This window comes from Bacillus sp. OTU530 (assembly GCF_038440375.1).
The window spans coordinates 131,487-154,775 of sequence record NZ_JASATP010000001.1; the positions used below are offsets into that span (position 1 = coordinate 131,487).

A 23,289-nucleotide genomic window follows, 5' to 3' on the forward strand; every position below is an offset into this window, starting at 1 on the left:
CAGTTAGAAATTTATACTTTCTTAAAGTGAAATATAATTTCTCGTCTCCCCGTACTCAGAAACTTATCTCTTCATCTTCAGCTTGTTACTTTTTCAAAAAACAGGTACAAATAAAAAACGGGCCATTCTTCCATAAATTTTTGATAGAAGGATGACCCGTTTTTTATATAGATGTTTTTTATTATTAGCCTTGCAATTGTCGGCCTAGGTTCGCCATTTCAATTGCGGTAGCAGCTGCCTCGTAGCCTTTATTGCCCGCTTTTGTGCCGGCACGCTCGATTGCTTGCTCAATTGTTTCTGTTGTTAATACACCGAAAATAACTGGTATTTCCGTTTGTAATGTAATAGCTGCAACGCCTTTCGCTACTTCATTGCATACATAATCATAGTGTGTTGTTGCGCCGCGGATTACTGTGCCAAGTGTAATAACCGCATCATATTTACCGCTTGTCGCCATTTTCTTTGCAACCAATGGAAGCTCAAATGCACCTGGTACCCAAGCTATGTCTACGTTTGCATCATCCACACCGTGGCGTTTTAAGCCGTCTTGAGCACCGCCAAGAAGCTTGCTTGTAATGAATTCGTTAAAACGTGCTACTACAATTCCTACCTTTAAATCTGTACCAACTAAATGTCCTTCAAAAATCATCGTTCTCTTCTCCTTTTATAGGTGCAGCAGATGCCCTAATTTTTCGTATTTTGTTTTAAGATATTCTTGATTTTCGCGTTTTGCTGGCAATTGCAGCGGCACGCGTTCTACCACCTGTAAATCATGTCCCTGAAGACCTGCGATTTTACGCGGATTGTTGGTAAGCAGTTTAATATCGCGTACGCCCAAATCCTTTAAAATTTGCGCACCAATGCCATAGTCGCGAAGGTCTGCATCAAAGCCAAGCTTATGGTTCGCTTCGACTGTATCATAGCCCTCCTCTTGGAGCTTATAGGCGCGCAGTTTATTCATTAAGCCAATGCCGCGGCCTTCCTGACGCATATATAGCAATATCCCGCTGCCTGCCTCTTCAATTTGAGCAAGCGCTGCATGCAGCTGAGGTCCGCAGTCACAACGGTATGACCCTAGTACATCTCCTGTTAAGCATTCAGAGTGTACACGTACTAATACAGGCTCATTTGGATTAATTTCACCTTTTACGATTGCAATATGCTCTTTGTCGTCAAGGGAGTTTGTATAACCGACAGCACGGAAGGTTCCGAATTCTGTTGGAAGTGTAATTTCCACCTCGCGCTTCACAAGCTTTTCGTTACGGCGTCGATATTCAATTAACGCTTCAATCGTAATCATTTTTAAATCAAATTGCTCTGCGACCTTTTCTAAATCTCCGACGCGTGCCATTGTACCGTCTTCATTGATAATTTCACAAATAACACCGGCTGGCTCGGAGCCGCATAACATTGCCAAATCTACAGCAGCCTCTGTGTGGCCGGCCCGACGCAGCACACCGCCTTTTTTCGCAATAAGCGGAAAAATATGGCCTGGTCGTTTAAAATCGCTGCCCTTTGCGTTAGGGTCCAGCATTTTTTGAATCGTGAAGGAACGCTCATGGGCACTGATGCCCGTAGTTGTTTCCTTATGGTCAATGCTTACGGTAAAGGCAGTTCCGTGTGCATCTGTATTGTTTGCTACCATCGGTTGAAGGGATAAACGCTTTGCGTGCTCCTCCGTAATCGGTACACATACAAGACCGCGGCCGTGCGTGATCATAAAATTAATCACTTCCGGCGTTGTACGATCGGCAAGTGACACAAAGTCACCTTCATTTTCACGATTTTCATCATCGCATACGATAATTGGTTTTCCTGCCTTTAAATCATGTAACGCTTCTTCCACTGTATGAAACATAGCGATCTCTCCTTTCTTACATATATCCGTGTTCTTGTAAAAAGCTTGCAGTGAGTGAGGATTTTGGTGGTGCTTCCTCCCGGCGTGTAAACCGTTCAATATATTTGCCAATCATATCACATTCAATATTTACAATGTCCCCGACACCCTTCTGCCCAATAACAGAGTAATCAACCGTATGTGGAATTAAGGAAATTGTCACAGATGTATCATCTAGACCGAAAATTGTCAGACTTGTGCCATCAATTGTAATAGATCCTTTAAAAATGCAGTAGCGCAGCAAATTGCTTGGAAGTTCAATTCGATAGTAAATGGCATTATGACTTTTTTTCTTCTCCACAATCGTTCCGATGCCATCCGCATGACCGCTCACAAAATGTCCGCCAAATCGTCCGCCTGCACTCATCGCACGTTCTAAGTTAACGGAAGAGCCGCGTCCTAGCGCCTGAAGCGATGTAGCTTTCACCGTCTCTGGCATCACATCAACCGTAAAGGCGGAAGAGGTGAAGGATGTAACGGTTAAGCAGACGCCGTTCACAGCGATGCTGTCGCCAAGATGCACATCGGATAGAATATGAGAGGCAGAAATGGTCATCGTAATAGCCTGCCCAGTTTGCTGCATCCGTTCGACTTTCCCAATTTCTTCAATAATACCTGTAAACATTGCTGCACCTCCTATTTCGGAATGGCGACGATTTTTATATCGTCTCCAATAGTCTCAATGGATTGAATGGAAAGAGAAGCAGCATCAGCGAGCGAGGAAAATCCACTGCCGCCAAAAATTGTTGGCGCCGCTTGGCCGCCAATCAGCTTCGGGCTAATATACACAATGAACTGCTGAAAGCATTTCGCTTCTAAAAAGCTTGCATTCACCTGTTGTCCGCCCTCTACAAAGAGAGAAAGAATTCCTTTTTCTCCTAAAATGGCAAGTACTTCATTTATCTCAATACGGCTTTTGCTTGCCCTGATAACCGTTACCATATCAGATGTATATTGTTCCCATTTTTCCTGCGGTACATGTGAACCAACGATAATCCATGTTGGAGCCATACCGTCCGTAACAACAAGCGAATCCAAAGGTGTCCGCAAATTTGTATCCAAAATGATGCGGATAGGATGCTTCCCCCCATTTGGCAGGCGTGTCGTTAAGCTAGGATTATCAGCAAGAACCGTATTTACGCCAACCAAAATAGCGTCATGCTCATGTCTGTAGCGATGCACATCGAGCCTTGCCTGTTCTCCTGTAATCCATTTGCTTTCCCCTGTTACAGTCGCAATTTTTCCATCAAGGCTCATTGCTGTTTTAATGGTGACATACGGCTTATGCTCTGCCATGTAATGAAAAAAGACAGTATTGAGCTCACGCGCTTCCTTCTCCAGCACACCGACTTCTACTTCGATGCCTGCATCCTTTAGACGCTGCACCCCTTTGCCGGATACGAGTGGATTGTTGTCTAGTGAAGCCACAACAACACGTTTTACCTTTTTCTCAATGAGCAGATTGCTGCAAGGCGGTGTTTTACCAAAATGGCTGCAAGGCTCAAGCGTCACATAGGCAGTTGCCCCTTCTGCTTTATCTCCTGCCATTTTGAGCGCATGCACCTCGGCGTGACCTTCTCCAGCCTTTAAATGGGCACCGAGACCGATAATCACACCATCCTTTACTACAACCGCACCAACAGTCGGATTTGGACTTGTTTGTCCTTGCGCCGCCTTCGCAAGATCAAGTGCGAGGCGCATATATTCCTGATCAGTCATAGCAAGACCACCTCTCCTAAAAAATCAAAACCCCAAGGACATTCCTTGGGGTTGGGAGAGACGTTTGTTTTCAGCGACAACAAGGATACAAAAGCACGGGAAAATAAGCCTAGCTGCAGCGATTAAAAAAACGAGCAGCTAGAACAAGTGTTCTCAAAAAGGAAGACACTCGCCCTTGGATAGACATATCCTTATGTACAGCCTGAAAACGCAATCCTTCTCCCATCCAGACTATACTGTCGGCCCTAGATTTTCACTAGATCCACCGCTTTGCGAGTGCAAAGGCGGGTCACGGGCTTAGAAGACGAGACTTCATCACCGCCGGTTGGGATTTTCACCCGACCCCGAAGGATATTGTTTTCTGAAATTATAGCACAAAATAGAAAAAAAGGTACAATAATTTGTTTGTGATGAAAGAAAATGGCTTGTTCTTTGTTACTTTTATAAATTTTGGGATTCCTTATTAGCAGATTTGGAAAAAAACAACTGTAGCCAGAAATTTTAAAGGACAATAAAGAAAACTCGCCGATTGGCGAGCCCCGCTCTTGGGCGAGGACAGAGGCGTAGCCCTACTTATACTGTATTCCTAAAATTTCCGACTACGTCGAATCCACTTCTGGCTGGAAATTTATACTTTCCTACAGTGTACAAAGATCCTGCTCTCACACAGGATCCTGCTTCTTACTAAATATCTGTTTCTTCCGACTGCGGTGCTCTTACAACAGATTGGAACTTTCCTTTATGCGCACCGCTGCAATATGGCATATTTGTTGATAAGCCGCAGCGGCAAAGAGAGAAGGCCGGCTTTGCCGGAAACGCGTGTCCTTGTGAATCCACCAATTCCACATCACCTGTGATACGGAACGAACCATTATCATTGACTTTAATTTGTACCTTTGTCATTTAGATATCCTCCTAATTTTAAGTTTTTTCTATAATATGCACATTTTTACATATTTTCAATCTACTCGTATGTGTATGTTTAGAAAGATGCTTTCTTTCCAAAAAATTAGAATGTATAATAAGCTTCGTAAAGAAAACTCGCCGTTAGGGCGTAGTTACACTTACACTGTATCCTTAAAATTTCTGACTGCGTTGAATGACTTCGAGCTGGAAATTTAGCTGTTTCTACAGTGTAAGAAAAAAGACATAGGTGGAAAAAGATGAGCAAAAAATTACATACGATCCAAGCAATTGCGAGAGATAAAAAATGGGTTTCCTTTTTATATGATCATCAGCCTTACAGCTTGCTGCATTGGTCAAAAGCTGGGATAGAAGAAGAGGAAAAGGATGCATGGCTGCTGCAGGATGAAATGACATTTGAAATGCAAGAATTTGCGACGCTTGAGGAAGCGATGACTTGGCTTGCTGAACATATGAAGGACGTCACGGACGTCCTGGCATGAGGTCCAGAATAACAGTAAAGAAAGAGCCCTGCCCCCGGGCCGGGCAAAGATAGAGACGTAGTTGCATCTATCCTTTTTAAAGCGCAAAAAAAGGAGGGGAGAATCATATGACAGATTCTTCTCTCCTTTTTTGCTATTATGGCTGTGTTTTCTTTGTATTAGTACTCACAGCTGCTTTTATGCAAATATGCTTATAGCTTATATCGCTTTAAGAAGCTGTCGATCGCCCTCTTATATGCTTCTTTATTCTCCACATATGACATCGCATGGGCACCTCGCTCTGCAATAAACAGCTGCTTCGGTCCTGCTTTGTGATTATACAATTCCTCTGTCATTTTACATAAAATATAATCGTCATCCTTACTGTGTATAAACAAAACAGGGCTTTTAATATGTTTCACACATTGAATGGGGGACACATCACGTATCTTATATCCATCGCGAAGTTTTAAAATCATGTTCGCAAGAGGAAGCACCGGCCAGTGAGGCAGCTTGAATTCAACTTTAAGTCGATAGGATAGCTGTTCGTAAAAGTCGGAAAAGGGACAATCGGCAATATAAAAATCTGCTCCATCCTCAACCATTCCTGCATACTGCAAAAGTGTGGCAGCTCCCATCGATTCTCCGTGAATGCCAAGAGTAATATCAGGCCCGAATCGGCTCTTTATATACTGTACAACCGCATGTAAATCATACTTTTCATAATAGCCGTAGCTCGTTGTTTTCCCGCCTGTTTTGCCGTGACGACGGTGATCATAGATAAGAACATTAAAGCCGCGTTCTAAAAAGAGGTTACTGTATTTCACCGAATTCAGTTTGTTCACGGAGACGCCATGGCAAAAAATCATGAATCGGCTGGAATGTCGTGATGGAGTATAATATCCATGAATTTGATAGCCAAACGGTGAGTCGATCCAAAGCTCTTCCTTTTGCATCGATTGAAACCTCTGCAAATTAAAATTTGTATTTGTTTCCCTCTGCAAGATTTCCTCATCTGTTTTCTTTTTCAGATACATGATCTTGTTTGTGAAAAACATCCCAACGCCAAATAACATAGCAATGAAGATGCCTATTAAGCTGAAAAACGCTCTCATACTAATCCTCCAATAGTTCAACTAGAAGTTATTGTATCATACTGCTAAAAAAAGCGGGAGCAGCGCAGAATATGTAACAATCGTTACATGTTACATATTACGGCTAGGACAGGGAAATAACTTCATGTTATTCCTTTTTTTTCATATTCATCTTGACGGCTTGCTTTGTTTGTTTTACGGTAAATCTGTAACGCATTACCGCAAAGAGGTGGAGAAGGTGGCAACAATTCGTGATGTCGCAAAGTTAGCTGGTGTTTCGGTAGCAACCGTGTCCCGTGTGTTAAATAAAAAGGGATACGTTCATGAAGAGACGGTGAAGCAAGTAGAAGAAGCAATAGAAAGGCTGCAATATAAACCAAATGCAGTAGCCAAGTCGCTTTTTAAGAAATCCTCTACGATGATAGCTCTTCTTGTATCTGATGATTCTGCTCCTTCCTTTTTTGAGCTGTTTTCTTCCATTGAGCAAGCAGCATATGAGGCTGGATATCAAATTGTAATAGGAAGGGTCAATGGGAAGGCATCCTATGTAGACACGCTGCTGCAAAATAATGTGGCGGGCTTTCTTGTTATGAATGAGGTCTATGAGCAGGTCAAGAAGAAAATCTCCTCTACTCCGTTTGTCGTTTTGGACGGTGAATTACATAACACGTACGCTACTGTAAGATGCTGCGACTATGAAGGAGCAAAACTAGCAACAGAGCAGCTTATTAAAAAAGGCTGCCGCTTTTTGGCTCACCTTCGCGGTCCAGAGCATAATGAAGCAATGCATGAGCGGCTGGAGGGCTTCATCGATACTGCTGAGTACTACAATATCCCATACCGAGTCGTAACGAGCGGTTTATCCGTTAGGGAGGGTGAGCAAGCAACTATCGCAATGCTGCAACATGCACCTTACATAGATGGAATTGTTGCTTGCAATGATATTGTAGGAATTGGGGCTTTGCGCGCGGCGCATCGTCTTCACCTATCTGTTCCTGATCAGCTTCAGCTTATCGGAATTGATGGAATAGCAGCAGGAGAATTTTTATATCCGGCCCTTACAACAGTCGGACAGCCTTATGGGGACAAAGGTACGATTGCCGTCCACATGCTGCTTCGACAAATGAAAGAACAGACAGAGGCAGTTCGTCGCTTACGTCCTGTTCTAATTGAGCGCGAAACAACAAGATAGTTCATTTTTATATTCTGATTTTATGAAATTAATTAGCAAAAGGTCTGCCGCAAAGCAGACCTTTTGCTATATAAGTATGAAAAGGTCGGAATGATAAAATAGCGGAAGCTGGAGTATGTATAAAGTAGAGCTATGAGCATTTAACGGACAGCTCAACGATTGGCGAAGATAAAGGCGTAGCTGCAATCATACTTTATCTCCCAATTTACTAATACATCGAATTAGCGGTTCATTACTATAACTCGCAGTTGATTATGTTTCGCAGTATACCTGCCAGTATGTCATTTTTAGTTAATAAAAGGAGCAATTTTGGAAAGGGCCCGTAGTGCAAATAATGATGAAAACAATAGCCAGCCAGAATTGTCTATTCCTTTCTTTTCAGCTCGATTCTATTAGGAGGGCAGGTCAATGAAGGTAGGAGATATTATTGATCGTCTCAATGGGAGGGAATCGCTCGTCGTGTTGGCCAAGCGGCTTGGCTTGATGCCGCATACACTATCGAAGAAGTTGCGGTTATTTGGATACGAGTATGATAGCAAAAAGAAAAAAAGAGTCTTTGTCGGCGAGGGAGAGGAGCCTAGGGAACAGAGTATTTTTGGCGAGGTACCCTTATCTAAAGCAGCGGAAGTGCCTGATTATCAAAAGCTTATGTACGAAGAATTGCGTTATATTCGATCTTTGCTTGAAAATCGGCCTATATACAACGCACTGTCCGAGGCGGAAGAACAACGGGCGCGAAGAACCTTTACGCTTCCCGTATCGCTGTTACAGCATTTGGACGCAGCATCAGCTAAACGAGGCATCCAAAAATCAAGAATAGTGGAGGCGGCGCTGCGATTGTTTTTGAGGGAGAATAAATGGTGAACTCCTGGCGACCTGTATACTGGAAAGAGGATAGGACATTTGCTACAATAATCTAAAAAATAAGCCGTAATGAGGGAAACAACAAGGGGAGAGGTCATATGGCAAAAAAACAAAAGCAGCAAAGACAACCCGTTCGCAAAGCTGAAACTGAAAAAGAGAGCGTGCGCTTGGGAGACTTTTTAAATACGGACGTATTGCAGCAACTGAAGCAAAAGCAAAAAGCGCTGCAGGAGGAGCAGGACAAACAGCAGGAAAAGCAGCGAGCTGAGGAATTGGAACGAAAAAAGCGTGAGCAGCGGGAACGCGAAAAAAATAAAACATTTGAAGATTTGCTAAAAGAAAGTAATCTATCTTGGAAGGATTTCAAATAACAATGTGAGTCGGGCTGGATGAAGAATCCAGCCTGTTTTACACTTTAAGCTGGCTAGGAGACCGTTCGACATAGTCGGAAATTTTAGGAATACAGTATAAGTAGGGCTACGCCTCTGTCTTCGCCCAAGAGCGGGGCTCGCCAATCGGTGAGTTTTCTTTACTAGGGAGAGAAAACGAAGCCATGTCCGCTTTTCTTAGTTCGAAATCACTTTCATTGACATTCCCGCTTTCTTACTGATTAAATAAACAGGAAGAGATTTCTAAAACGGAGGGGAAACCTATGATTCCAACAAAAAAGCTTCATAACGGTGTGGACATGCCTGTTCTTGGTCTGGGCGTGTGGCAAACAAAAGAAGGCGAAGAAGTACGAACAGCAGTGAAGGCAGCTTTAGCAGCCGGCTACCGCAGCATTGATACAGCTGCTGTGTATGGCAACGAAGCAGGCGTTGGAGAAGCGATCCGTGAATCTGGCGTAGCGCGTGAAGATTTGTTTATTACAACAAAGGTGTGGAATAGCGACCAAGGCTACGAATCTACATTGAAGGCATTTGAGACAAGCCTTGATAAACTTGGCTTAGAGTATATGGATTTATATTTAATCCACTGGCCTGTAAGCGGCAAATATGTCGATACATATCGAGCATTAGAAACATTGTATGAGCAAGGAAAGGTGCGTGCAATCGGCGTATCTAACTTTCATATCCATCACCTAGAGGATGTGCTTGCAAACTGCAAGATTAAGCCAATGGTGAACCAGATCGAGCTTCATCCACGCCTATCACAGGTGGAAATTCGTGAGTTTTGCCAAAAGCATGAGATTGCTGTTGAGGCATGGAGCCCGCTTATGCAGGGCGGTGAGATTTTTGAAAACGAAACGATTGCGGAGCTCGCTGAAAAGTATGGTAAAACACCAGCACAAATTGTACTGCGCTGGGACATTCAAAGCGATATTATAACAATTCCAAAGTCGATCACGCCATCCCGCATTGAACAAAACGTGAATGTATTTGATTTTGAATTATCTGCTGAAGACCTAGCAAAAATCGACGCACTAAATGAAAATCGACGACTCGGTCCAGATCCAGATAATTTCGATTTTTAATACTAGGTAAGTGAAGAAAAAACGAAAGTGTGGCATCCACACTTTCGTTTTTTCTTTATGTCATATTTTCATGAAAGGTGTTCCTAAAGGATAGTCTGGCTAACCTTTGAGAGCACCTTTTGTCTGCTCCTGTCATCGATTGGGCGCGAAATGCAAAGGATATTACAGAAACTATCCGAATTGCGTATACCTAAAAAAGATAACAAAAATAAATGTTGATTCATATAAATATTTAATGTATATTAAATATTGCTGTTATGCATATATTTAATTAAATTAAATATTGGGGGTTATACTTTGGGCGAGGTAGATCATTACATTGAACGAATTCAGGCAGCCGTTCACACTGTGTTCCAACAAATGCAGCCTGAACTGCTAGAGGTTGTACACAGCTATGAATTGACCCCAACACAGTTTTTCGTATTGATATACGTAAACAAAAAGGGGAGCTGCAAGGTTTCACAGCTAGCTGAGCATATGGATGTAAAGCCAAGTGCGGTAACGCTGATGATAGACCGTTTAGAACAGCATAAGCTTGTAGAACGTGAGCATGATAAGAAGGATCGACGTGTTGTTAACATTCGTCTGAGCGAACGTGGAGAAGAAAGGCTAAAGCAACTAATTGGCGCGAGAAAAGCTGTTGCGCAGCGCTATTTGTCGAGTTTGACTACGGAAGAGCTAGAAGCAATGGCCTCCATAACAGAGAAGCTCGCGCAGATAACAGTTTTTGATAAGAACGAGGAAGAAGAGGGGAAATGCTAGGATGGTGAAACAAGAAAAAGATAGCAAGCGTACCTTATTGCTGATTGGGCTCATCATTGCGATGTTCTTCTCTGCACTTGACGGTACAATTGTCGGAACGGCGATGCCGCGGATTGTTGGTGATTTAGGCGGATTAAGCATGATGACATGGCTGACAACAGCATATTTGCTGACATCTACAACCGTTGTGCCAATTGCAGGGAAATTAGCTGATTTGCTAGGACGCAGGGTTGTATACGTAACAGGACTTATTATTTTTATGATTGCTTCTGCTTTGTGCGGAATGGCTGAAAATATGACACAGCTGATCATTTATCGTGGTTTGCAGGGCATCGGGGGCGGCGTGCTAATGCCAATGGCGATGATTGTTGTCGGTGACCTGTTTACAGGAGCGCAGCGTGCTAAATTTCAAGGTGTGTTTGGAGCGATTTTCGGTCTTGCTTCGGTTATTGGACCGCAAATTGGCGGTTGGATTGTAGACGCTTGGAACTGGAAGTGGGTATTTTATATTAACCTCCCTGTTGGAATTATTGCGACTATTCTAATTGCGTTAGGCTTACAGGGGCGCAAGCATACAGGACCGATTCAGTTTGACATTGCCGGTATGCTCACAATGGTTGTTGGGGTTGTGAGCCTGTTGCTTGCATTAAGTCTCGGCGGCAAGGACTACGCTTGGGACTCCTGGCAAATTCTCGGCTTATTCGCACTCGCTCTCATTGGATTAGCGGGCTTCGTTATCGCAGAAACAAAGGCAAAAGAACCGATTTTACCAATGTATCTCTTTAAGAATAGAACCTTTACATCTTTGAATTTAATCGGCTTTTTCATGAGTATCGGGATGTTTGGGGCAATTACATTTGTACCATTCTTTATGCAAGGCATTGTTGGTGTAAGTGCCACGGAATCGGGAATGATTATGACGCCAATGATGGTTTCGATGATCATTACAAGTATTATTGGCGGGCAACTTGTCTATAAAATTGGCATTAAAATTCAAATTATTATTGGAATGCTTGTTATGGCGGGCGGCTTTGGGCTGCTGACAACGTTAGATATGAATACAGCAAAGCTTGTGGCAACATCTTATATGGCAGTAATCGGTTTCGGGATGGGCTTAGTCATGCCTTTGCTTACTCTTGCGTTACAGGAGAGCTTTTCGAGGGAGGAGCTTGGAGTTGTTACATCCTCCAGTCAGTTTTTCCGCTCCATCGGCGGTACGTTTGGTATTACCATTTTAGGGGCTGTAATGAATAAGCAAGCAGGAACGGCGCTTAATGACAAGCTTGTACCATTCTTAAATACATTGCCAGCACAGGCAAGCGAAATGGTAACTAAGTTTAAAGAAATGATTGCAACAAATCCAGAGGGGCTATTGCAGTCATTGTTCAGCCCAGAGGCTTTGAAACAGCTGCCAGCGGCATTAGCTGAAAAGATGACTCCTATCTTAAAAACATCATTAATGGACTCTCTCCACAGCGTATTCCTAGTGGGATTAGTTATTATTGTTATCGGGGCAGTATTCACGCTCCTTCTGCCGCACATTAAACTGTCTGACAGAAAGACAGGAAAAAAGGCTGGGAATGAAGAAGAAGCAAAGGTTTTGGCTCAATCAAATTAAGAAATGGATAGAAAAAAGAGGTTGACTAAGGGGTCAGCTTCTTTTTTTATGCTTTGAGAAAGAAAAAATTTCCAGATAGAAGCGAATTCGACGTAGCCGGAAATTTTTGTTTGAAAATCTAAAAGAATGAGAACGATACTAAAGAAAAGTAATCGTAGACGTAAGATCTATACTAACAGCTAAAATCGCTTCAAAGAGAAAGTACTAAATCTTCAGTTTATTTCAGTGTTTTTGGACTGGAATATAAGGGACTGCATGATTTTGAAAATGATACGTTCTCCGATGAAACAAGCAATATATACGAACGGAGAAACGTAGTAATTAGGAGTAAATGCTATGAATCAAATGCCTCCTTTTCGAAGAACAAGAGCTCATATATCTCAATTTACTATTTCACAACTTCATTTGCGAAACCCTTGGGTTATCAGTTTTTTTGCTTTTTCATATCCAGGTTTTGGACATCTGTTGCTGCACCGTTATGCAGCAGCTTTTATCCTCATTACGTGGGAAGCATTTATTAACAATATGGCGAATGTCAACCTTGGTATCCTCTATTCTTTACTAGGAGATTTTGAAACGGCTAAAAAAGCCCTCGATGAAAAATGGCTTATGCTGTATGTGGGAATTTATATGTTTAGCATATGGGACAGCTACCGGGTAACTGTCGATCATAATAAACTCTACTTATTAGCAGATCGGGAAGATGCACCCATCCCTTCTTTGAATATCGGATCTTGGGATATTAATTCTTTAGGGAGGTGTAAACCATGGATTGCTTTAACATGGTCGTTTCTCATGCCTGGGCTCGGACACTTGTATATTCATAAAATTCTCACAGGTTTCTTTGTTTTTGGATACACAATCACGGTGTTGTATTTTGGACATATCCCACAGGCAATTCAGTTTACGATGGTCGGGGAATTTGCACAAGCGAAACAAATTATAAATATGCAATGGGCGATGTATCTCCCGTCCATATATATATTTATCGTGTACGATTCCTATGTTTCAGCGGTTGAATACAATAAGTTGTTTGAAAAAGAGCTATCGAACTATTTACGTCGCAATTACCAAAACCCTAATTTCAAGCCACCTATCTAACAGGAGAGGAGATCTGTATGTTAGTGATTACGACATTTGAAAATTCCCTTTTTATTGAACTTGCTATTAGCTCACTGGAACAGAAGGGGATTCCAAAAGAACAGATATTTGCAGTTCCTCTTAAAAAGAGAACCGAACCGAAACAACTATTTGATACAATTCACCGAGCAGATGGGCTTAGTATGTTTGATGCAGCAGCAATATTAGGGACATGTACCATGCTCTTAGGGGCAATTTATGGATATGTACTAAAATGGGGACCAATCATTTGGGGGATTATTGGGGCAGTTACCGGCTTACTTGTCGGGTTTTTGATTAAATTATGGATGGTTAAAAAGAGGCCGGAAGGAAACAAACAAATAACCTCGGAAGTCGTGCTGATGATACGATGCGAAGACTATCAATGGGAAGCTGTTGAAAGGATTTTGTGGGAGCATACAGCATTAGGCGTAGCCCGGGTCTAAGAGGAGACACGAAGGCACAGAGAATACATACATTTATCAAATGAAAGATTTTTCTGTTTTACACATATGTAAACTATACGAAAATGGTGAATTAGAGGATGAAGAACTTCCGTCTAGAAGAAAACACGCATAAAATTGAAGAGTTTTATCACATAGTCCATAAGGCAAATGAAGCATACTTCACTTACTGGAAGGAACATACATTTCTGCACTGGGACTGGTGGCTATCTGTCGGACTTACTATTCTTCCATGGGCCATCTGGTGGAGATGGATTGATAAAGCAAACCGTGCTCGTTTCATGTTTACTGCCTTTTTCATCATTATTGTATGCTCTTGGTTTGACTTTTGCGGTGTTGCTTTAGGATTATGGTATTATGCAGGGAAAGTTATCCCTACTATTCCTTCGTATGCACCCTGGGATTTCGCACTTTTTCCAGTGACCATGACATTATTGATACAATTTAGACCGCATATATTTCCTTTAAAGAAAGCCATCATTTACGGATTAATGGTCGCATTCATCGGAGAACCCATATTTGAATGGACGGGCTTATATACAAAAGTTCATTGGCAGTACGCATACTCCTTTCCCATTTATATGTTGATTTATCTAGCCGCTAATTGGGTGAGTAAAAGAGAAAGTTTTGGAACTGTGTAAAGAAAATTCGCTGATTGGCGAGCCCTACTTATACTTTATTCTAAAATTTCTTGCTACGCCGAATGGTCTTCCAGCTAGAAATTTATCCTTTCTTAAAGTATAAGAAAAGGACAAAGCCAGCCTTTTATAGCAGCGTAGGGGTGGACCGGAGTCTGCCATTTTGGGCCTTGGGAGCTAGACATCACCCCGAAAAAGACATCACCCCGAAAAGTTATCCTTTCTTAAAATGCAAAAGAAATACTCCAAATGACACATGAGGTGTCTTTTGGAGTACTCAAATAAAAAGCAGAATAACATTTTTCCTAGCGATGCAGCTCATACAAATCTTGCTTTGTTGTATTTTGAATGTGTTCGTATTCCTGTGCTGTAAGGGGCGCAGCTTGTCCAGCATTTGCATTTGCGCGGAGCTGTCCTATAGAGCTTGCCCCTGGGATAATGGAAGCAACAACAGGATCGTGCAGGCAGTATTGCACAGCAATTTCTTCAAGCGGACGATTAGGTGCAGCAGTTTGCACAATTTGCAGTGTACGTTCAAGCTCTTCATAGCGATACGACAAATAGCCTTTTTCCTGCGCATTTTCAAGCTTGCCTACGTTATGATTCGTAAGCAATCCTTTCGCAACCGGACCACGCGCAATGACGCTTACATGATGCTCTTTGAGAAGAGGAAATAGTTCCTCTGGGCGGCGGTTTAGGATGCTGTATTCCATTAAGATGCTTACGATATTAGATCGCTTTACATACTCGCGAATCACGTTCGGGCGGATCGAGGAAATTCCGTAATAGCGAATAACACCCTCCTTTTGCAGCTCATCAAATGCTGCAATTGTTTCCTCGATGTTATCCTCAATGGTCCCGCCGTGCAGCTGATATAAGTCGATATAGTCCGTTCCTAGACGGCGCAGGCTCTCTTTTACTTCTTCCTTTATGTACGCTTTGGATGGATCCCAAAACCAACCGTTTTTCTCCTCCGTCCAGCGGTTGCCAACCTTTGTCGCAAGTACAATATCAGCTCGTCTATCACGAATCGCCTTTCCGACAATTTCTTCGTTTAAGCCGTAGTGATACAAGTCGGCAGTATCGAGAAAATTAATTCCTTCCGCAAAGGCAGCGTCAAGAATCCGAAGCGCTTCTGCTTCATTTGTGCCGAGCGACATGCAGCCCAATCCTACCTCGCTTACAAATAAATCTGAATTTCCTACTTGGCGTTTTTTCATGCACACCCCTCCTTATTTCTATTGTAAGCGAGAGAGGAATGCGGATACAAACAGTTTACTTTTTCATTTCCTGTAGCCACTCGGAAACGGTTGTGTAGTGTTTGCTATATTCCTTGAGCTTGTTGCGAATCTCCCACGCTTTGCCAACGAGCATAATTCTATTTTCTAGTAGATATACTTTCATTTTTTTCCTCCTTAAGAGTTGTGATAGAATGTATGAAGAGAACCTAACGAATAGAACAAGGAGATGATATTGTGCATAAATTTGAAGAAAAAACAACAGCAACCCAGCCGATTTATGATGGCCGCATTATTCAAGTACGTGTTGATGATGTAGTATTGCCAAATGGGGCTTCCAGCAAACGTGAGCTTGTCAAGCATCCGGGAGCGGTTGCTGTTATTGCCGTAACAGACGAGGGGAAAATTGTCCTTGTTGAGCAATATCGAAAGGCGATGGAAAAGGCGCTTGTAGAAATTCCAGCGGGCAAGCTGGAACAAGGGGAAGCCCCGCTTGCAACGGCGATGCGGGAGCTGGAAGAGGAAACAGGATACATATGTGAGGATATGAAGCTTTTATATTCGTTTTACACATCACCAGGTTTTGCGGATGAGATCATCTATTTATACGAGGCGACAGGCCTAACAAAGAAGGAAGATAAAGCGGATTTGGATGAGGATGAATTTGTTGATTTGCTGGAGGTAACATTAGAAGAAGCATGGGAATTGATTCAGGAGCAGCGTATCCATGATGCGAAAACAATTCTTGCGATGCAGTATTTACAGCTGAAAAAGTAAGACAATGAGAAAGAGACAACCATTACGGATGTCTCTTTCTTCCCTTGTTATACTTATCTTTACCGTCTGCCTCGCCCTCATCCTCTTCTACGACATGCTGCTCCTCATGAAATGCAATGGGCGTTTGCCCCATGATTTCATCGAACGGTGTATAAAAAGCTGTGATGTTTTTCTTTTTTATGAATAGTTTATAAAATCCAATCAACGTTAAGATAACAATGGCCATTGGCAGACCTATCGCAGCCATATCTAATAGATTCAATAGATGTTCCTCCAATCCAATATGTTCTTCAATTATACCCTAATTCCTTTTCTCCTTAAAAAGGACAGCCCCTCTTTCTTACACTGCAAGAAAATATAAGTTTCCAGCTGGAAGCGAATTCGACGTAGTCGGAAATGTTAGGAATACCCTCATTCAGTTAGCCGCTCATATAATTTTATTAAATCAAAAGCCTTAAGCATATGTCATAGTTGTCCAATCAGATGCAAAGTTTGTACATAAGTTAATGTTGATTTGAATGTGCGCAGTGGTCCTAGTATGCAGCATAGTATTATCCGTGTTATGCACAAAAACGAAATTTATAAGGTATACGGGGAAACAAACGGCTGGTATAATCTTGGCGGCAATCAGTGGTGCTTTGCTAATCCAGCATATGCAGCATTCAAATCGTACTAAAATAATCATAGTGAATAACCCTATTATGCATGTCTCTTTTTTCATTCCTAGTCATACTCTCTCTTTTCTCTCATACAATTTACTAGAAAAGAAATGGAGGGAAAGAGATGGTCAGAAAGCAATCATGGCGGGAGAGAGCAATGTCCCATATACAAGCTCATTCCTCGCTTTATTTATTTGTCTCTGTCCTGCTGCTGATGGGCGTCATTTTTGGAGCGATTCTCGTAAATAGCCTGCATGCGAGTCAAAAGCAGGATTTATACTTTTATTTAAACCGTTTTTTTGGACAAGTCTCACAGGGGAAGTTTGCGCAGCCGATTGAGATGTTTCAGGAAAGCTATTTTTCCCATTTGAAGTATATTGGCTTTATTTGGCTGCTTGGCATTTCTATGATTGGTTTGCCGCTTATTTTTGTGCTGTTGTTTTTAAAGGGGGTTGTTGTAGGCTTTACCGTTGGTTTTCTTGTAAGCCAGCTTGGCTGGAGCGGTTTTTTATTATCGGCTGTCGCGATTATGCCGCAAAATTTTATTATCATTCCTACTTTTATTATAACGACAGTGATAGCGGTAAGCTTTTCATTGCGGCTGATCCGTCATCAATTCGTACGAAAGCTGCATGAACCATTCCTGCCGTTATTTACAAGGTATACCGTATTCTTTCTTGTTATCGGCATTGTGCTTGCAGGCGCTTCTATGGTGGAGTCGTATGTAGCGCCTTCCTTTATGAAGGTTGTCATTAAAACCATTAATGAAAAATAATTCTTATCTGATAACAATCCTTAGTTAATTTTGAGTATTTCCTTTTGACAGTATCCCTTCTTCTGATATAATGGTGTAAGAATGGCGAGGGAGGGAGTAGCCCAAAATGGAAGACAGAATCGAACGAATTAAGAAGCAATTGCATGCAGCAAGCTATAAATTGACACCACAGCGGGAAGCAACTGTACGCGTTCTGCTTGAAAACGAAGAAGACCATTTGAGTGCGGAAGATGTGTACCTCCTCGTAAAAGAAAAATCGCCGGAAATTGGACTTGCGACTGTGTATCGGACTTTGGAATTATTAACAGAGTTAAAAATTGTTGATAAAATCAACTTCGGTGATGGCGTATCACGCTACGACTTGCGCCAAGAGGGTGCGACTCGTTTCCATCACCATCTGATTTGTACGGAATGCGGTGCTGTGGAAGAAATTCAAGAGGATTTACTCGGCGAAGTAGAGAAACAAGTGGAAAAAGCGTGGAACTTTAAGGTGAAGGATCACCGTTTAAGCTTTTATGGCATGTGCCACGCGTGTCAAGAAAAGCTCGTACAACAAGAAACATAACCTCTTCCCATTCTGGGGAAGGGGATTTTTTATACTTTAAAAAGTATAAATTTTTATAGGCTTGGCATATGTTGTAGTAAGGGTGCGCTAGCTAATGGGCTCGCGCTAAAACTTATCAATGGAGGAACAAGATGCGCCAAGCAATGAAGGTTATGTTTGATGTTGTAAAGGTTTTTATATTGTTTGTAGGTTGTACGCTTTTGTTTTATTTCGCTATACTATGGGTAAATGAAGAATATCAAAACTATCATCGCTATGATAAGCCGACAGGAGAATCAGTAGAGGAAGTATCGGGCATGCATGGTTCCGTTGCGAATAATTGGATGGATCGGGTGATCTTCTTCTATGAAAACGGGGAGTAGGAAAACGTGGAAGATCAGTTGAAAGATTATATGCATTATATGCTGGTAGAAAAGGGACTTTCGCAAAATACGATTGTTTCGTATGAACGAGACTTAAAAAGCTATATTAAGTATTTACAAAAGGTAGAGCAGCTTTCATCGCTTGCTGAGGTTACGCGTCTGCATATCATCGGCTTTTTACAAGGCTTAAAGGATGCGAATAAATCATCTAAAACAATGGCTCGCCATATTGCATCCGTCCGCTCGTTTCACCAGTTTTTGCTGCGCGAGCGCGTGTTAGAGCGGGATCCATCGGTACATATTGAAACGCCGCAGGGAGAGAGGAAGCTGCCAAAAGTATTGTCCGTTGCCGAAGTAGAAGCGCTCCTTGACGCACCGAAGCAGGGCGGGGCGTTTGGCCTGCGTGATAAGGCGATGCTAGAGTTGTTATATGCAACTGGCTTGCGTGTCTCAGAGCTTATCCAACTGGATATATCTGATGTTCATTTAACGATGGGCTTTGTACGCTGCTTGGGAAAAGGAAGGAAGGAGCGCATCATCCCGCTTGGCAATCTAGCAATTGAAGCAGTTGGGCGCTATATTGAACGGGGGCGAAGAGAGCTTCTTGGAAAGAATGCAACAGATGCCCTGTTTTTGAATCTCCGCGGAGAACGCTTGTCACGCCAAGGGTTTTGGAAAATTTTAAAGGGGATGGCTAAGGAAGCCCGTATTGAAAAGGAGCTAACTCCACATACACTGCGGCATTCGTTTGCAACACATTTGCTGGAAAATGGAGCAGATTTGCGTGCAGTGCAGGAGATGCTCGGGCATGCTGATATTTCTACCACGCAAATCTATACGCATGTGTCAAAAGCGAGAATGAAAGATGTGTATAAGCAGTTTCATCCGAGGGCATAGTGATATGCCCTGTTTGTTATGGCTGTAGAAAAGGATAAAATTCCTTTCACAAATATTTCACAAACATTTCTCATATTCTTTTCCACCCGTTCAGTAGACTCTGCAGCAGCCGTAGTTTATACTGAAACGCAGAGGTGACAAAGATGAGAAAATATTGGATAATGGTCGCTCTTTTCCTGCTTGTGCTAGCAGGCTGCAGCAGCGGACAGAAAGACCAGAATAGCGAAGCAACAAATGAATTGCCAAAAGAAGTGAAAGTTGAAGTGAAAACAGCGCCAGAAGCAGTACAGGCGCATGAGCATACAGAAATACAAGCGATCGTAACCCAGGACGGAAAAGCGGTAAACGATGCGGATGATGTAAAGTTTGAAATTTGGAAAGATGGCGCCGAACAGCACGAAATGCTTACGGCAAAAGCAAAGGGAAATGGTGTGTATGCGGTTGACAAAACATTCCCTGAGGATGGCGTGTATCATATTACAGCGCATACAAATGCAAGGGACATGCATGTAATGCCAACGGTGCAAGTCACAGTTGGCACGGGGCAGGCAGCAGCGCATGAACAAGCGGAGCAGGACCATCATGATAGCGATACTGTGATCCAGTTAACAGCGGACCAAATTCATGCCGGCACGTCTCCTTTACAGGCTCAGGTGCAGCATAGCGGCAGTGCGCTAACAGGTGCGCAAGTAGAGTTTGAAATTTGGAAGGACGGCGCAGCTAAGCATGAGTACATATCCGCAAAGGAAGATGCGAACGGGCAATATGGGGCTTCGTTTGTTTTTGAAGCAGGCATGTACAATATAACAGTGCACGTGAGAAAGGGAGAACTTCACGAGCATAAGGAACAAACAGTCGAAGTAAAGTAGGCCTCCATCTTGGTGGAGGTTTTTTCTATTTCTTCCCGAATAGTTATGTATATACAATCAGAAGTAGGGACAGATGGTGATGAAAAAACTTTTTATAACGTTCAGCATCGTAATTGCCTGCTTGCTCGCATTCTTGTTGTATCGGAATGTGTTTGAACTGAAAAAAAGGCAGGCCGAGAAGATTGTTGTTCTCGACCCGGGACATGGCGGCAAATATCCCGGCTTTGAGTTGAACGGGCTTGTGGAAAAGGATATCGTGCTGCAGGTTTCTCTGTATACGAAAGCGCTGCTTGAAGAAAAAGGATACAAAGTATATTTGACGAGGCAAAAGGATGAGGAGTGCAGCAAGGAAAGCTATATAAAAGATTTGAGCTGTCGTCCCGCTGTTGCCCATAATGTTGACGCTGACTTATTCGTAAGTGTTCATGCGAACGCATTTCCTGCAAATGCAAATGTACGCGGTGTAGAAGCATATTATTTTACACCGTTTCGAGATAAAGAGGCAGCCGAAGCACTCGGCTCAGCAATTACGGATGAAACGGGCTTGCCGCTTCGGTCTGCAAAATTTGGGAATTTTAAGGTGCTGCGTGATTCACGTGTGCCCAGCACACTTGTTGAAATTGGCTATTTAACGAATAAGGAGGATGCAAAGCTGCTTGCATCCTCTGAATTTCAGAAAAAGCTGGCGGCTGGCATCGTAAGTGGAATTATGAATTATTTCGCGGCAAACAGCTAACATATGATACTAGTGAGAGAGTGTGCAGCGTTTTTTCACACTTTCGTACATACTAAGAACAACAAGGATATAGACCTAGGAGGGATAGATTGTGAAATATACACGCATCTTTCTTGTCGTCATGGACTCAGTTGGTATTGGAGAAGCACCTGATGCGGAAAAATACGATGATCTTGGAGCTGATACGCTTGGACATATTGCAGAGCATATGAACGGTTTGCATATGCCGAATCTGGAGAAGTTGGGACTTGGGAACATCCGGGAGCTGCCAGGAATCAAAAAAGCGGACAAGCCGCTTGCCTATTATACAAAAATGCAGGAGCAGTCCGCTGGCAAGGATACGATGACAGGTCATTGGGAGATTATGGGACTCTACATCGATAAGCCATTTCGTGTATTTCCAAATGGATTTCCAAAAGAGCTGTTAGATGAATTGCAGCAGCGCACAGGCCGAAGCTTTATTGGAAACAAGCCGGCATCCGGAACAGCCATTTTGGATGAGCTCGGCAAGGAGCATATGGAAACGGGTGCTTTAATTGTCTATACATCCGCTGATAGCGTGCTGCAAATTGCCGCGCATGAAGAGGTTGTACCACTCGATGAACTGTATAATATTTGTAAGATTGCGCGTGAGCTGACATTAGACGAGCCATATATGATTGGCCGGATTATTGCCCGCCCGTTTGTTGGGCAGCCGGGAAGCTTCAAACGGACGCCAAACCGTCATGATTATGCGCTAAAGCCGTTTGGACGCACTGTGATGAATGAATTAAAGGATAGTGGATTAGACGTGATTTCCATTGGGAAAATTGCAGATATTTATGATGGGGAAGGAGTTACGCAGTCGCTGCGCACCGCCTCAAACATGGATGGGATGGATAAGCTAGTAGACACGGCTCAGATGTCTTTTACGGGGCTAAGCTTTGCAAATCTTGTCGATTTTGATGCGCTATATGGTCATAGACGTGATCCAAAAGGATATGGCCAGGCGCTTGAGGAATATGATGCCCGTTTGGCGGGGCTGTTCCCTGCGCTAAGGGAGGATGATTTGCTTATTATTACAGCAGACCATGGAAATGATCCCGTGCATCATGGGACAGATCATACGCGTGAATATGTTCCCCTGTTAGTCTACAGTCCAAGCATGAAAAACGGCGGGCAGGAGCTCCCGGTTCGCCAAACGTTTGCGGACATCGGGGCGACAGTTGCTGAAAACTTCGGTGTAGAATTGCCGCCGCATGGTACTAGTTTTTTAAAAGAACTACAATAAGGAGAGACCTTTCATGAACCTTGAATCTATTGAAAAAGCAGCAGCCTATTTACAAAGCAAGTTTGCTAGCACTCCAAAAATCGGACTCATTCTGGGCTCAGGTCTTGGTGTATTAGCTGATGAAATTGAACATGCCGTTAAGATTCCATACAGCGAAATTCCAGAATTTCCGGTATCGACGGTGGAGGGACATGCAGGACAGCTTGTGTTCGGGACGCTTCATGGTGTTTCAGTTGCAGCGATGCAGGGGCGTTTTCATTATTACGAGGGCTATGATATGCATAAGGTAACGTTTCCTGTGCGTGTAATGAAGGCGCTCGGTGTTGAAACGGTAATCGTAACCAATGCAGCTGGAGGTGTAAATATGGACTTTGAGCCTGGTGATTTAATGCTCATTTCCGACCATATTAATTTCATCGGGAATCACCCGCTCATCGGCCCGAATGATGCCAAGCTTGGCGTTCGTTTTCCGGATATGTCTGAAGCGTACTGTAAAAAGCTGCGCCGCGTAGCAAAGGATGTCGCCGAACGCCTGAATATTAGGGTGCAAGAGGGCGTCTATGTTGCTATGTCAGGTCCGACATATGAAACACCGGCTGAAATCCGGATGCTGCGTACGCTTGGCGGGGATGCGGTCGGCATGTCCACGGTTCCAGAGGTGATTGTGGCCCGCCATGCTGGCTTACAGGTGCTCGGCATTTCTTGCATTTCGAATATGGCGGCTGGTATTCTTGACCAACCGTTAAATCATGAGGAAGTCATTGAAACAACAGAACGCGTGAAAGCAAACTTCTTATCTCTTGTAAAAGAAATTGTAAGTGAACTGGGTTGAACTCTCCTGCCTATTTGTGAGTGCTTCTTTATCCTTGCACAAATTGAGAAGGAGTCTTCTTAAGTTAAAAATGATAGAAGGGT

At 42.9% G+C, this 23,289-nt stretch carries 29 protein-coding genes and 1 riboswitch; of the genes, 20 read left to right on the top strand and 9 right to left on the bottom strand.

Annotated elements, in window-relative coordinates; genetic code table 11:
- Positions 1-184: 184 nt before the first annotated feature.
- The 5 genes from ribH to AAHB12_RS00710 all read right to left on the bottom strand — a co-directional run bounded on the left by ribH (position 185) and on the right by AAHB12_RS00710 (position 4,519).
- Positions 185-649, bottom strand: a complete 465-nt coding sequence (gene ribH, locus AAHB12_RS00690) for a 6,7-dimethyl-8-ribityllumazine synthase (RefSeq protein WP_129727116.1) — start codon at positions 647-649, stop codon at positions 185-187.
- Between the two features lie 15 nt (positions 650-664).
- Positions 665-1,858 carry a bifunctional 3,4-dihydroxy-2-butanone-4-phosphate synthase/GTP cyclohydrolase II gene (locus tag AAHB12_RS00695; RefSeq protein WP_129727115.1) on the bottom strand — a complete coding sequence of 398 codons (1,194 nt, stop codon included), beginning with the start codon at positions 1,856-1,858 and terminating at the stop codon, positions 665-667.
- A gap of 16 nt (positions 1,859-1,874) precedes the next feature.
- Positions 1,875-2,522 carry a riboflavin synthase gene (ribE, locus tag AAHB12_RS00700; RefSeq protein ID WP_129727114.1) on the bottom strand — a complete coding sequence of 216 codons (648 nt, stop codon included), beginning with the start codon at positions 2,520-2,522 and terminating at the stop codon, positions 1,875-1,877.
- Positions 2,523-2,533: 11 nt separating this feature from the next.
- Positions 2,534-3,616, bottom strand: coding sequence for a bifunctional diaminohydroxyphosphoribosylaminopyrimidine deaminase/5-amino-6-(5-phosphoribosylamino)uracil reductase RibD (gene ribD, locus AAHB12_RS00705; protein WP_129727113.1), 1,083 nt, complete (start codon positions 3,614-3,616; stop codon positions 2,534-2,536).
- 210 nt (positions 3,617-3,826) lie between these two features.
- Positions 3,827-3,972: riboswitch (FMN riboswitch) on the bottom strand.
- 328 nt (positions 3,973-4,300) lie between these two features.
- Complete coding sequence (locus AAHB12_RS00710) at positions 4,301-4,519, bottom strand: CDGSH iron-sulfur domain-containing protein (protein WP_129727112.1); 219 nt, start codon at positions 4,517-4,519, stop codon at positions 4,301-4,303.
- A gap of 260 nt (positions 4,520-4,779) precedes the next feature.
- On the opposite strand from AAHB12_RS00710, the gene AAHB12_RS00715 reads away from it, so the two are divergent.
- Entirely contained in the window at positions 4,780-5,022 is a 243-nt protein-coding gene (locus tag AAHB12_RS00715; RefSeq protein WP_129727111.1) for a DUF2552 family protein, read from the top strand.
- Between the two features lie 191 nt (positions 5,023-5,213).
- Here AAHB12_RS00715 and AAHB12_RS00720 read toward each other — a convergent pair whose 3' ends face one another.
- Complete coding sequence (locus tag AAHB12_RS00720; protein ID WP_342043975.1) at positions 5,214-6,116, bottom strand: alpha/beta hydrolase; 903 nt, start codon at positions 6,114-6,116, stop codon at positions 5,214-5,216.
- A 124-nt stretch (positions 6,117-6,240) separates the two neighbouring features.
- On the opposite strand from AAHB12_RS00720, the gene AAHB12_RS00725 reads away from it, so the two are divergent.
- The 9 genes from AAHB12_RS00725 to AAHB12_RS00765 all read left to right on the top strand — a co-directional run bounded on the left by AAHB12_RS00725 (position 6,241) and on the right by AAHB12_RS00765 (position 14,229).
- Entirely contained in the window at positions 6,241-7,287 is a 1,047-nt protein-coding gene (locus AAHB12_RS00725; protein WP_342043976.1) for a LacI family DNA-binding transcriptional regulator, read from the top strand.
- A gap of 408 nt (positions 7,288-7,695) precedes the next feature.
- The gene (locus AAHB12_RS00730; protein ID WP_129727109.1) at positions 7,696-8,151 is read left to right on the top strand and encodes a ribbon-helix-helix domain-containing protein; all 456 of its coding nucleotides are present in this window, start codon (positions 7,696-7,698) and stop codon (positions 8,149-8,151) included.
- A gap of 98 nt (positions 8,152-8,249) precedes the next feature.
- Complete coding sequence (locus tag AAHB12_RS00735) at positions 8,250-8,522, top strand: YqkE family protein (protein WP_129727108.1); 273 nt, start codon at positions 8,250-8,252, stop codon at positions 8,520-8,522.
- 281 nt (positions 8,523-8,803) lie between these two features.
- Positions 8,804-9,625, top strand: a complete 822-nt coding sequence (locus tag AAHB12_RS00740; protein WP_129727107.1) for an aldo/keto reductase — start codon at positions 8,804-8,806, stop codon at positions 9,623-9,625.
- Between the two features lie 297 nt (positions 9,626-9,922).
- Positions 9,923-10,387 carry a MarR family winged helix-turn-helix transcriptional regulator gene (locus AAHB12_RS00745; protein ID WP_342043977.1) on the top strand — a complete coding sequence of 155 codons (465 nt, stop codon included), beginning with the start codon at positions 9,923-9,925 and terminating at the stop codon, positions 10,385-10,387.
- A gap of 1 nt (position 10,388) precedes the next feature.
- Entirely contained in the window at positions 10,389-12,005 is a 1,617-nt protein-coding gene (locus tag AAHB12_RS00750) for an MDR family MFS transporter (protein ID WP_342043978.1), read from the top strand.
- Positions 12,006-12,341: 336 nt separating this feature from the next.
- On the top strand, positions 12,342-13,106 hold the full coding sequence (locus tag AAHB12_RS00755) for a hypothetical protein (RefSeq protein ID WP_342043979.1): 765 nt from the start codon (positions 12,342-12,344) through the stop codon (positions 13,104-13,106).
- Positions 13,107-13,123: 17 nt separating this feature from the next.
- On the top strand, positions 13,124-13,570 hold the full coding sequence (locus AAHB12_RS00760; RefSeq protein ID WP_129727103.1) for a hypothetical protein: 447 nt from the start codon (positions 13,124-13,126) through the stop codon (positions 13,568-13,570).
- A 98-nt stretch (positions 13,571-13,668) separates the two neighbouring features.
- Positions 13,669-14,229 carry a CBO0543 family protein gene (locus AAHB12_RS00765; protein WP_342043980.1) on the top strand — a complete coding sequence of 187 codons (561 nt, stop codon included), beginning with the start codon at positions 13,669-13,671 and terminating at the stop codon, positions 14,227-14,229.
- A 302-nt stretch (positions 14,230-14,531) separates the two neighbouring features.
- On the opposite strand, the gene AAHB12_RS00770 is transcribed toward AAHB12_RS00765, so the two are convergent.
- Entirely contained in the window at positions 14,532-15,446 is a 915-nt protein-coding gene (locus AAHB12_RS00770; RefSeq protein ID WP_342043981.1) for an aldo/keto reductase, read from the bottom strand.
- A 55-nt stretch (positions 15,447-15,501) separates the two neighbouring features.
- Positions 15,502-15,630, bottom strand: coding sequence for a Z-ring formation inhibitor MciZ (gene mciZ / locus AAHB12_RS00775; protein WP_129727100.1), 129 nt, complete (start codon positions 15,628-15,630; stop codon positions 15,502-15,504).
- A gap of 71 nt (positions 15,631-15,701) precedes the next feature.
- On the opposite strand from mciZ, the gene AAHB12_RS00780 reads away from it, so the two are divergent.
- Positions 15,702-16,241, top strand: coding sequence for an NUDIX domain-containing protein (locus AAHB12_RS00780; RefSeq protein WP_205650888.1), 540 nt, complete (start codon positions 15,702-15,704; stop codon positions 16,239-16,241).
- Between the two features lie 22 nt (positions 16,242-16,263).
- Here the strand turns inward: AAHB12_RS00780 and AAHB12_RS00785 are convergent, their stop codons facing one another.
- Positions 16,264-16,503, bottom strand: a complete 240-nt coding sequence (locus tag AAHB12_RS00785) for a DUF3951 domain-containing protein (RefSeq protein ID WP_129727098.1) — start codon at positions 16,501-16,503, stop codon at positions 16,264-16,266.
- A 258-nt stretch (positions 16,504-16,761) separates the two neighbouring features.
- Here AAHB12_RS00785 and AAHB12_RS00790 point away from each other — a divergent pair, with 258 nt between their 5' ends.
- From AAHB12_RS00790 to AAHB12_RS00830, 9 genes are all read left to right on the top strand, one after another.
- Complete coding sequence (locus tag AAHB12_RS00790) at positions 16,762-16,917, top strand: SH3 domain-containing protein (protein ID WP_281278878.1); 156 nt, start codon at positions 16,762-16,764, stop codon at positions 16,915-16,917.
- Between the two features lie 107 nt (positions 16,918-17,024).
- Positions 17,025-17,675 carry a stage II sporulation protein M gene (gene spoIIM, locus AAHB12_RS00795; protein WP_342043982.1) on the top strand — a complete coding sequence of 217 codons (651 nt, stop codon included), beginning with the start codon at positions 17,025-17,027 and terminating at the stop codon, positions 17,673-17,675.
- A gap of 106 nt (positions 17,676-17,781) precedes the next feature.
- Positions 17,782-18,240, top strand: coding sequence for a ferric iron uptake transcriptional regulator (gene fur, locus AAHB12_RS00800; RefSeq protein ID WP_129727095.1), 459 nt, complete (start codon positions 17,782-17,784; stop codon positions 18,238-18,240).
- A gap of 131 nt (positions 18,241-18,371) precedes the next feature.
- Positions 18,372-18,602 (top strand): YqzK family protein, encoded by a 231-nt coding sequence (locus AAHB12_RS00805; protein WP_129727094.1) that lies wholly within the window; start codon positions 18,372-18,374, stop codon positions 18,600-18,602.
- Positions 18,603-18,608: 6 nt separating this feature from the next.
- Positions 18,609-19,499, top strand: coding sequence for a site-specific tyrosine recombinase XerD (gene xerD / locus AAHB12_RS00810; RefSeq protein WP_129727093.1), 891 nt, complete (start codon positions 18,609-18,611; stop codon positions 19,497-19,499).
- 143 nt (positions 19,500-19,642) lie between these two features.
- Positions 19,643-20,368: a FixH family protein gene (locus tag AAHB12_RS00815; RefSeq protein WP_342043983.1), complete on the top strand. Its 726-nt coding sequence runs from the start codon at positions 19,643-19,645 to the stop codon at positions 20,366-20,368.
- Between the two features lie 79 nt (positions 20,369-20,447).
- Positions 20,448-21,104, top strand: a complete 657-nt coding sequence (locus AAHB12_RS00820; RefSeq protein WP_342043984.1) for an N-acetylmuramoyl-L-alanine amidase family protein — start codon at positions 20,448-20,450, stop codon at positions 21,102-21,104.
- A gap of 88 nt (positions 21,105-21,192) precedes the next feature.
- Complete coding sequence (gene deoB / locus AAHB12_RS00825; protein WP_129727090.1) at positions 21,193-22,374, top strand: phosphopentomutase; 1,182 nt, start codon at positions 21,193-21,195, stop codon at positions 22,372-22,374.
- A gap of 13 nt (positions 22,375-22,387) precedes the next feature.
- Complete coding sequence (locus tag AAHB12_RS00830) at positions 22,388-23,206, top strand: purine-nucleoside phosphorylase (RefSeq protein WP_129727089.1); 819 nt, start codon at positions 22,388-22,390, stop codon at positions 23,204-23,206.
- Positions 23,207-23,289 lie beyond the last annotated feature (83 nt).

Bases quoted from the DNA above. Each gene is read 5' to 3' on its own strand.
- AAHB12_RS00805 (WP_129727094.1), top strand. From the start codon at position 18,372: ATGCGCCAAGCAATGAAGGTTATGTTTGATGTTGTAAAGGTTTTTATA.
- ribE (WP_129727114.1), bottom strand. From the start codon at position 2,522: ATGTTTACAGGTATTATTGAAGAAATTGGGAAAGTCGAACGGATGCAG.
- AAHB12_RS00755 (WP_342043979.1), top strand. From the start codon at position 12,342: ATGAATCAAATGCCTCCTTTTCGAAGAACAAGAGCTCATATATCTCAA.
- AAHB12_RS00720 (WP_342043975.1), bottom strand. From the start codon at position 6,116: ATGAGAGCGTTTTTCAGCTTAATAGGCATCTTCATTGCTATGTTATTT.
- mciZ (WP_129727100.1), bottom strand. From the start codon at position 15,630: ATGAAAGTATATCTACTAGAAAATAGAATTATGCTCGTTGGCAAAGCG.
- AAHB12_RS00820 (WP_342043984.1), top strand. From the start codon at position 20,448: ATGAAAAAACTTTTTATAACGTTCAGCATCGTAATTGCCTGCTTGCTC.
- AAHB12_RS00715 (WP_129727111.1), top strand. From the start codon at position 4,780: ATGAGCAAAAAATTACATACGATCCAAGCAATTGCGAGAGATAAAAAA.
- AAHB12_RS00735 (WP_129727108.1), top strand. From the start codon at position 8,250: ATGGCAAAAAAACAAAAGCAGCAAAGACAACCCGTTCGCAAAGCTGAA.
- fur (WP_129727095.1), top strand. From the start codon at position 17,782: ATGGAAGACAGAATCGAACGAATTAAGAAGCAATTGCATGCAGCAAGC.
- AAHB12_RS00740 (WP_129727107.1), top strand. From the start codon at position 8,804: ATGATTCCAACAAAAAAGCTTCATAACGGTGTGGACATGCCTGTTCTT.
- AAHB12_RS00770 (WP_342043981.1), bottom strand. From the start codon at position 15,446: ATGAAAAAACGCCAAGTAGGAAATTCAGATTTATTTGTAAGCGAGGTA.
- AAHB12_RS00815 (WP_342043983.1), top strand. From the start codon at position 19,643: ATGAGAAAATATTGGATAATGGTCGCTCTTTTCCTGCTTGTGCTAGCA.
- ribH (WP_129727116.1), bottom strand. From the start codon at position 649: ATGATTTTTGAAGGACATTTAGTTGGTACAGATTTAAAGGTAGGAATT.
- AAHB12_RS00750 (WP_342043978.1), top strand. From the start codon at position 10,389: ATGGTGAAACAAGAAAAAGATAGCAAGCGTACCTTATTGCTGATTGGG.
- AAHB12_RS00695 (WP_129727115.1), bottom strand. From the start codon at position 1,858: ATGTTTCATACAGTGGAAGAAGCGTTACATGATTTAAAGGCAGGAAAA.
- AAHB12_RS00710 (WP_129727112.1), bottom strand. From the start codon at position 4,519: ATGACAAAGGTACAAATTAAAGTCAATGATAATGGTTCGTTCCGTATC.
- AAHB12_RS00830 (WP_129727089.1), top strand. From the start codon at position 22,388: ATGAACCTTGAATCTATTGAAAAAGCAGCAGCCTATTTACAAAGCAAG.
- ribD (WP_129727113.1), bottom strand. From the start codon at position 3,616: ATGACTGATCAGGAATATATGCGCCTCGCACTTGATCTTGCGAAGGCG.
- AAHB12_RS00765 (WP_342043980.1), top strand. From the start codon at position 13,669: ATGAAGAACTTCCGTCTAGAAGAAAACACGCATAAAATTGAAGAGTTT.
- AAHB12_RS00730 (WP_129727109.1), top strand. From the start codon at position 7,696: ATGAAGGTAGGAGATATTATTGATCGTCTCAATGGGAGGGAATCGCTC.
- AAHB12_RS00760 (WP_129727103.1), top strand. From the start codon at position 13,124: ATGTTAGTGATTACGACATTTGAAAATTCCCTTTTTATTGAACTTGCT.
- AAHB12_RS00725 (WP_342043976.1), top strand. From the start codon at position 6,241: ATGTTATTCCTTTTTTTTCATATTCATCTTGACGGCTTGCTTTGTTTG.
- spoIIM (WP_342043982.1), top strand. From the start codon at position 17,025: ATGGTCAGAAAGCAATCATGGCGGGAGAGAGCAATGTCCCATATACAA.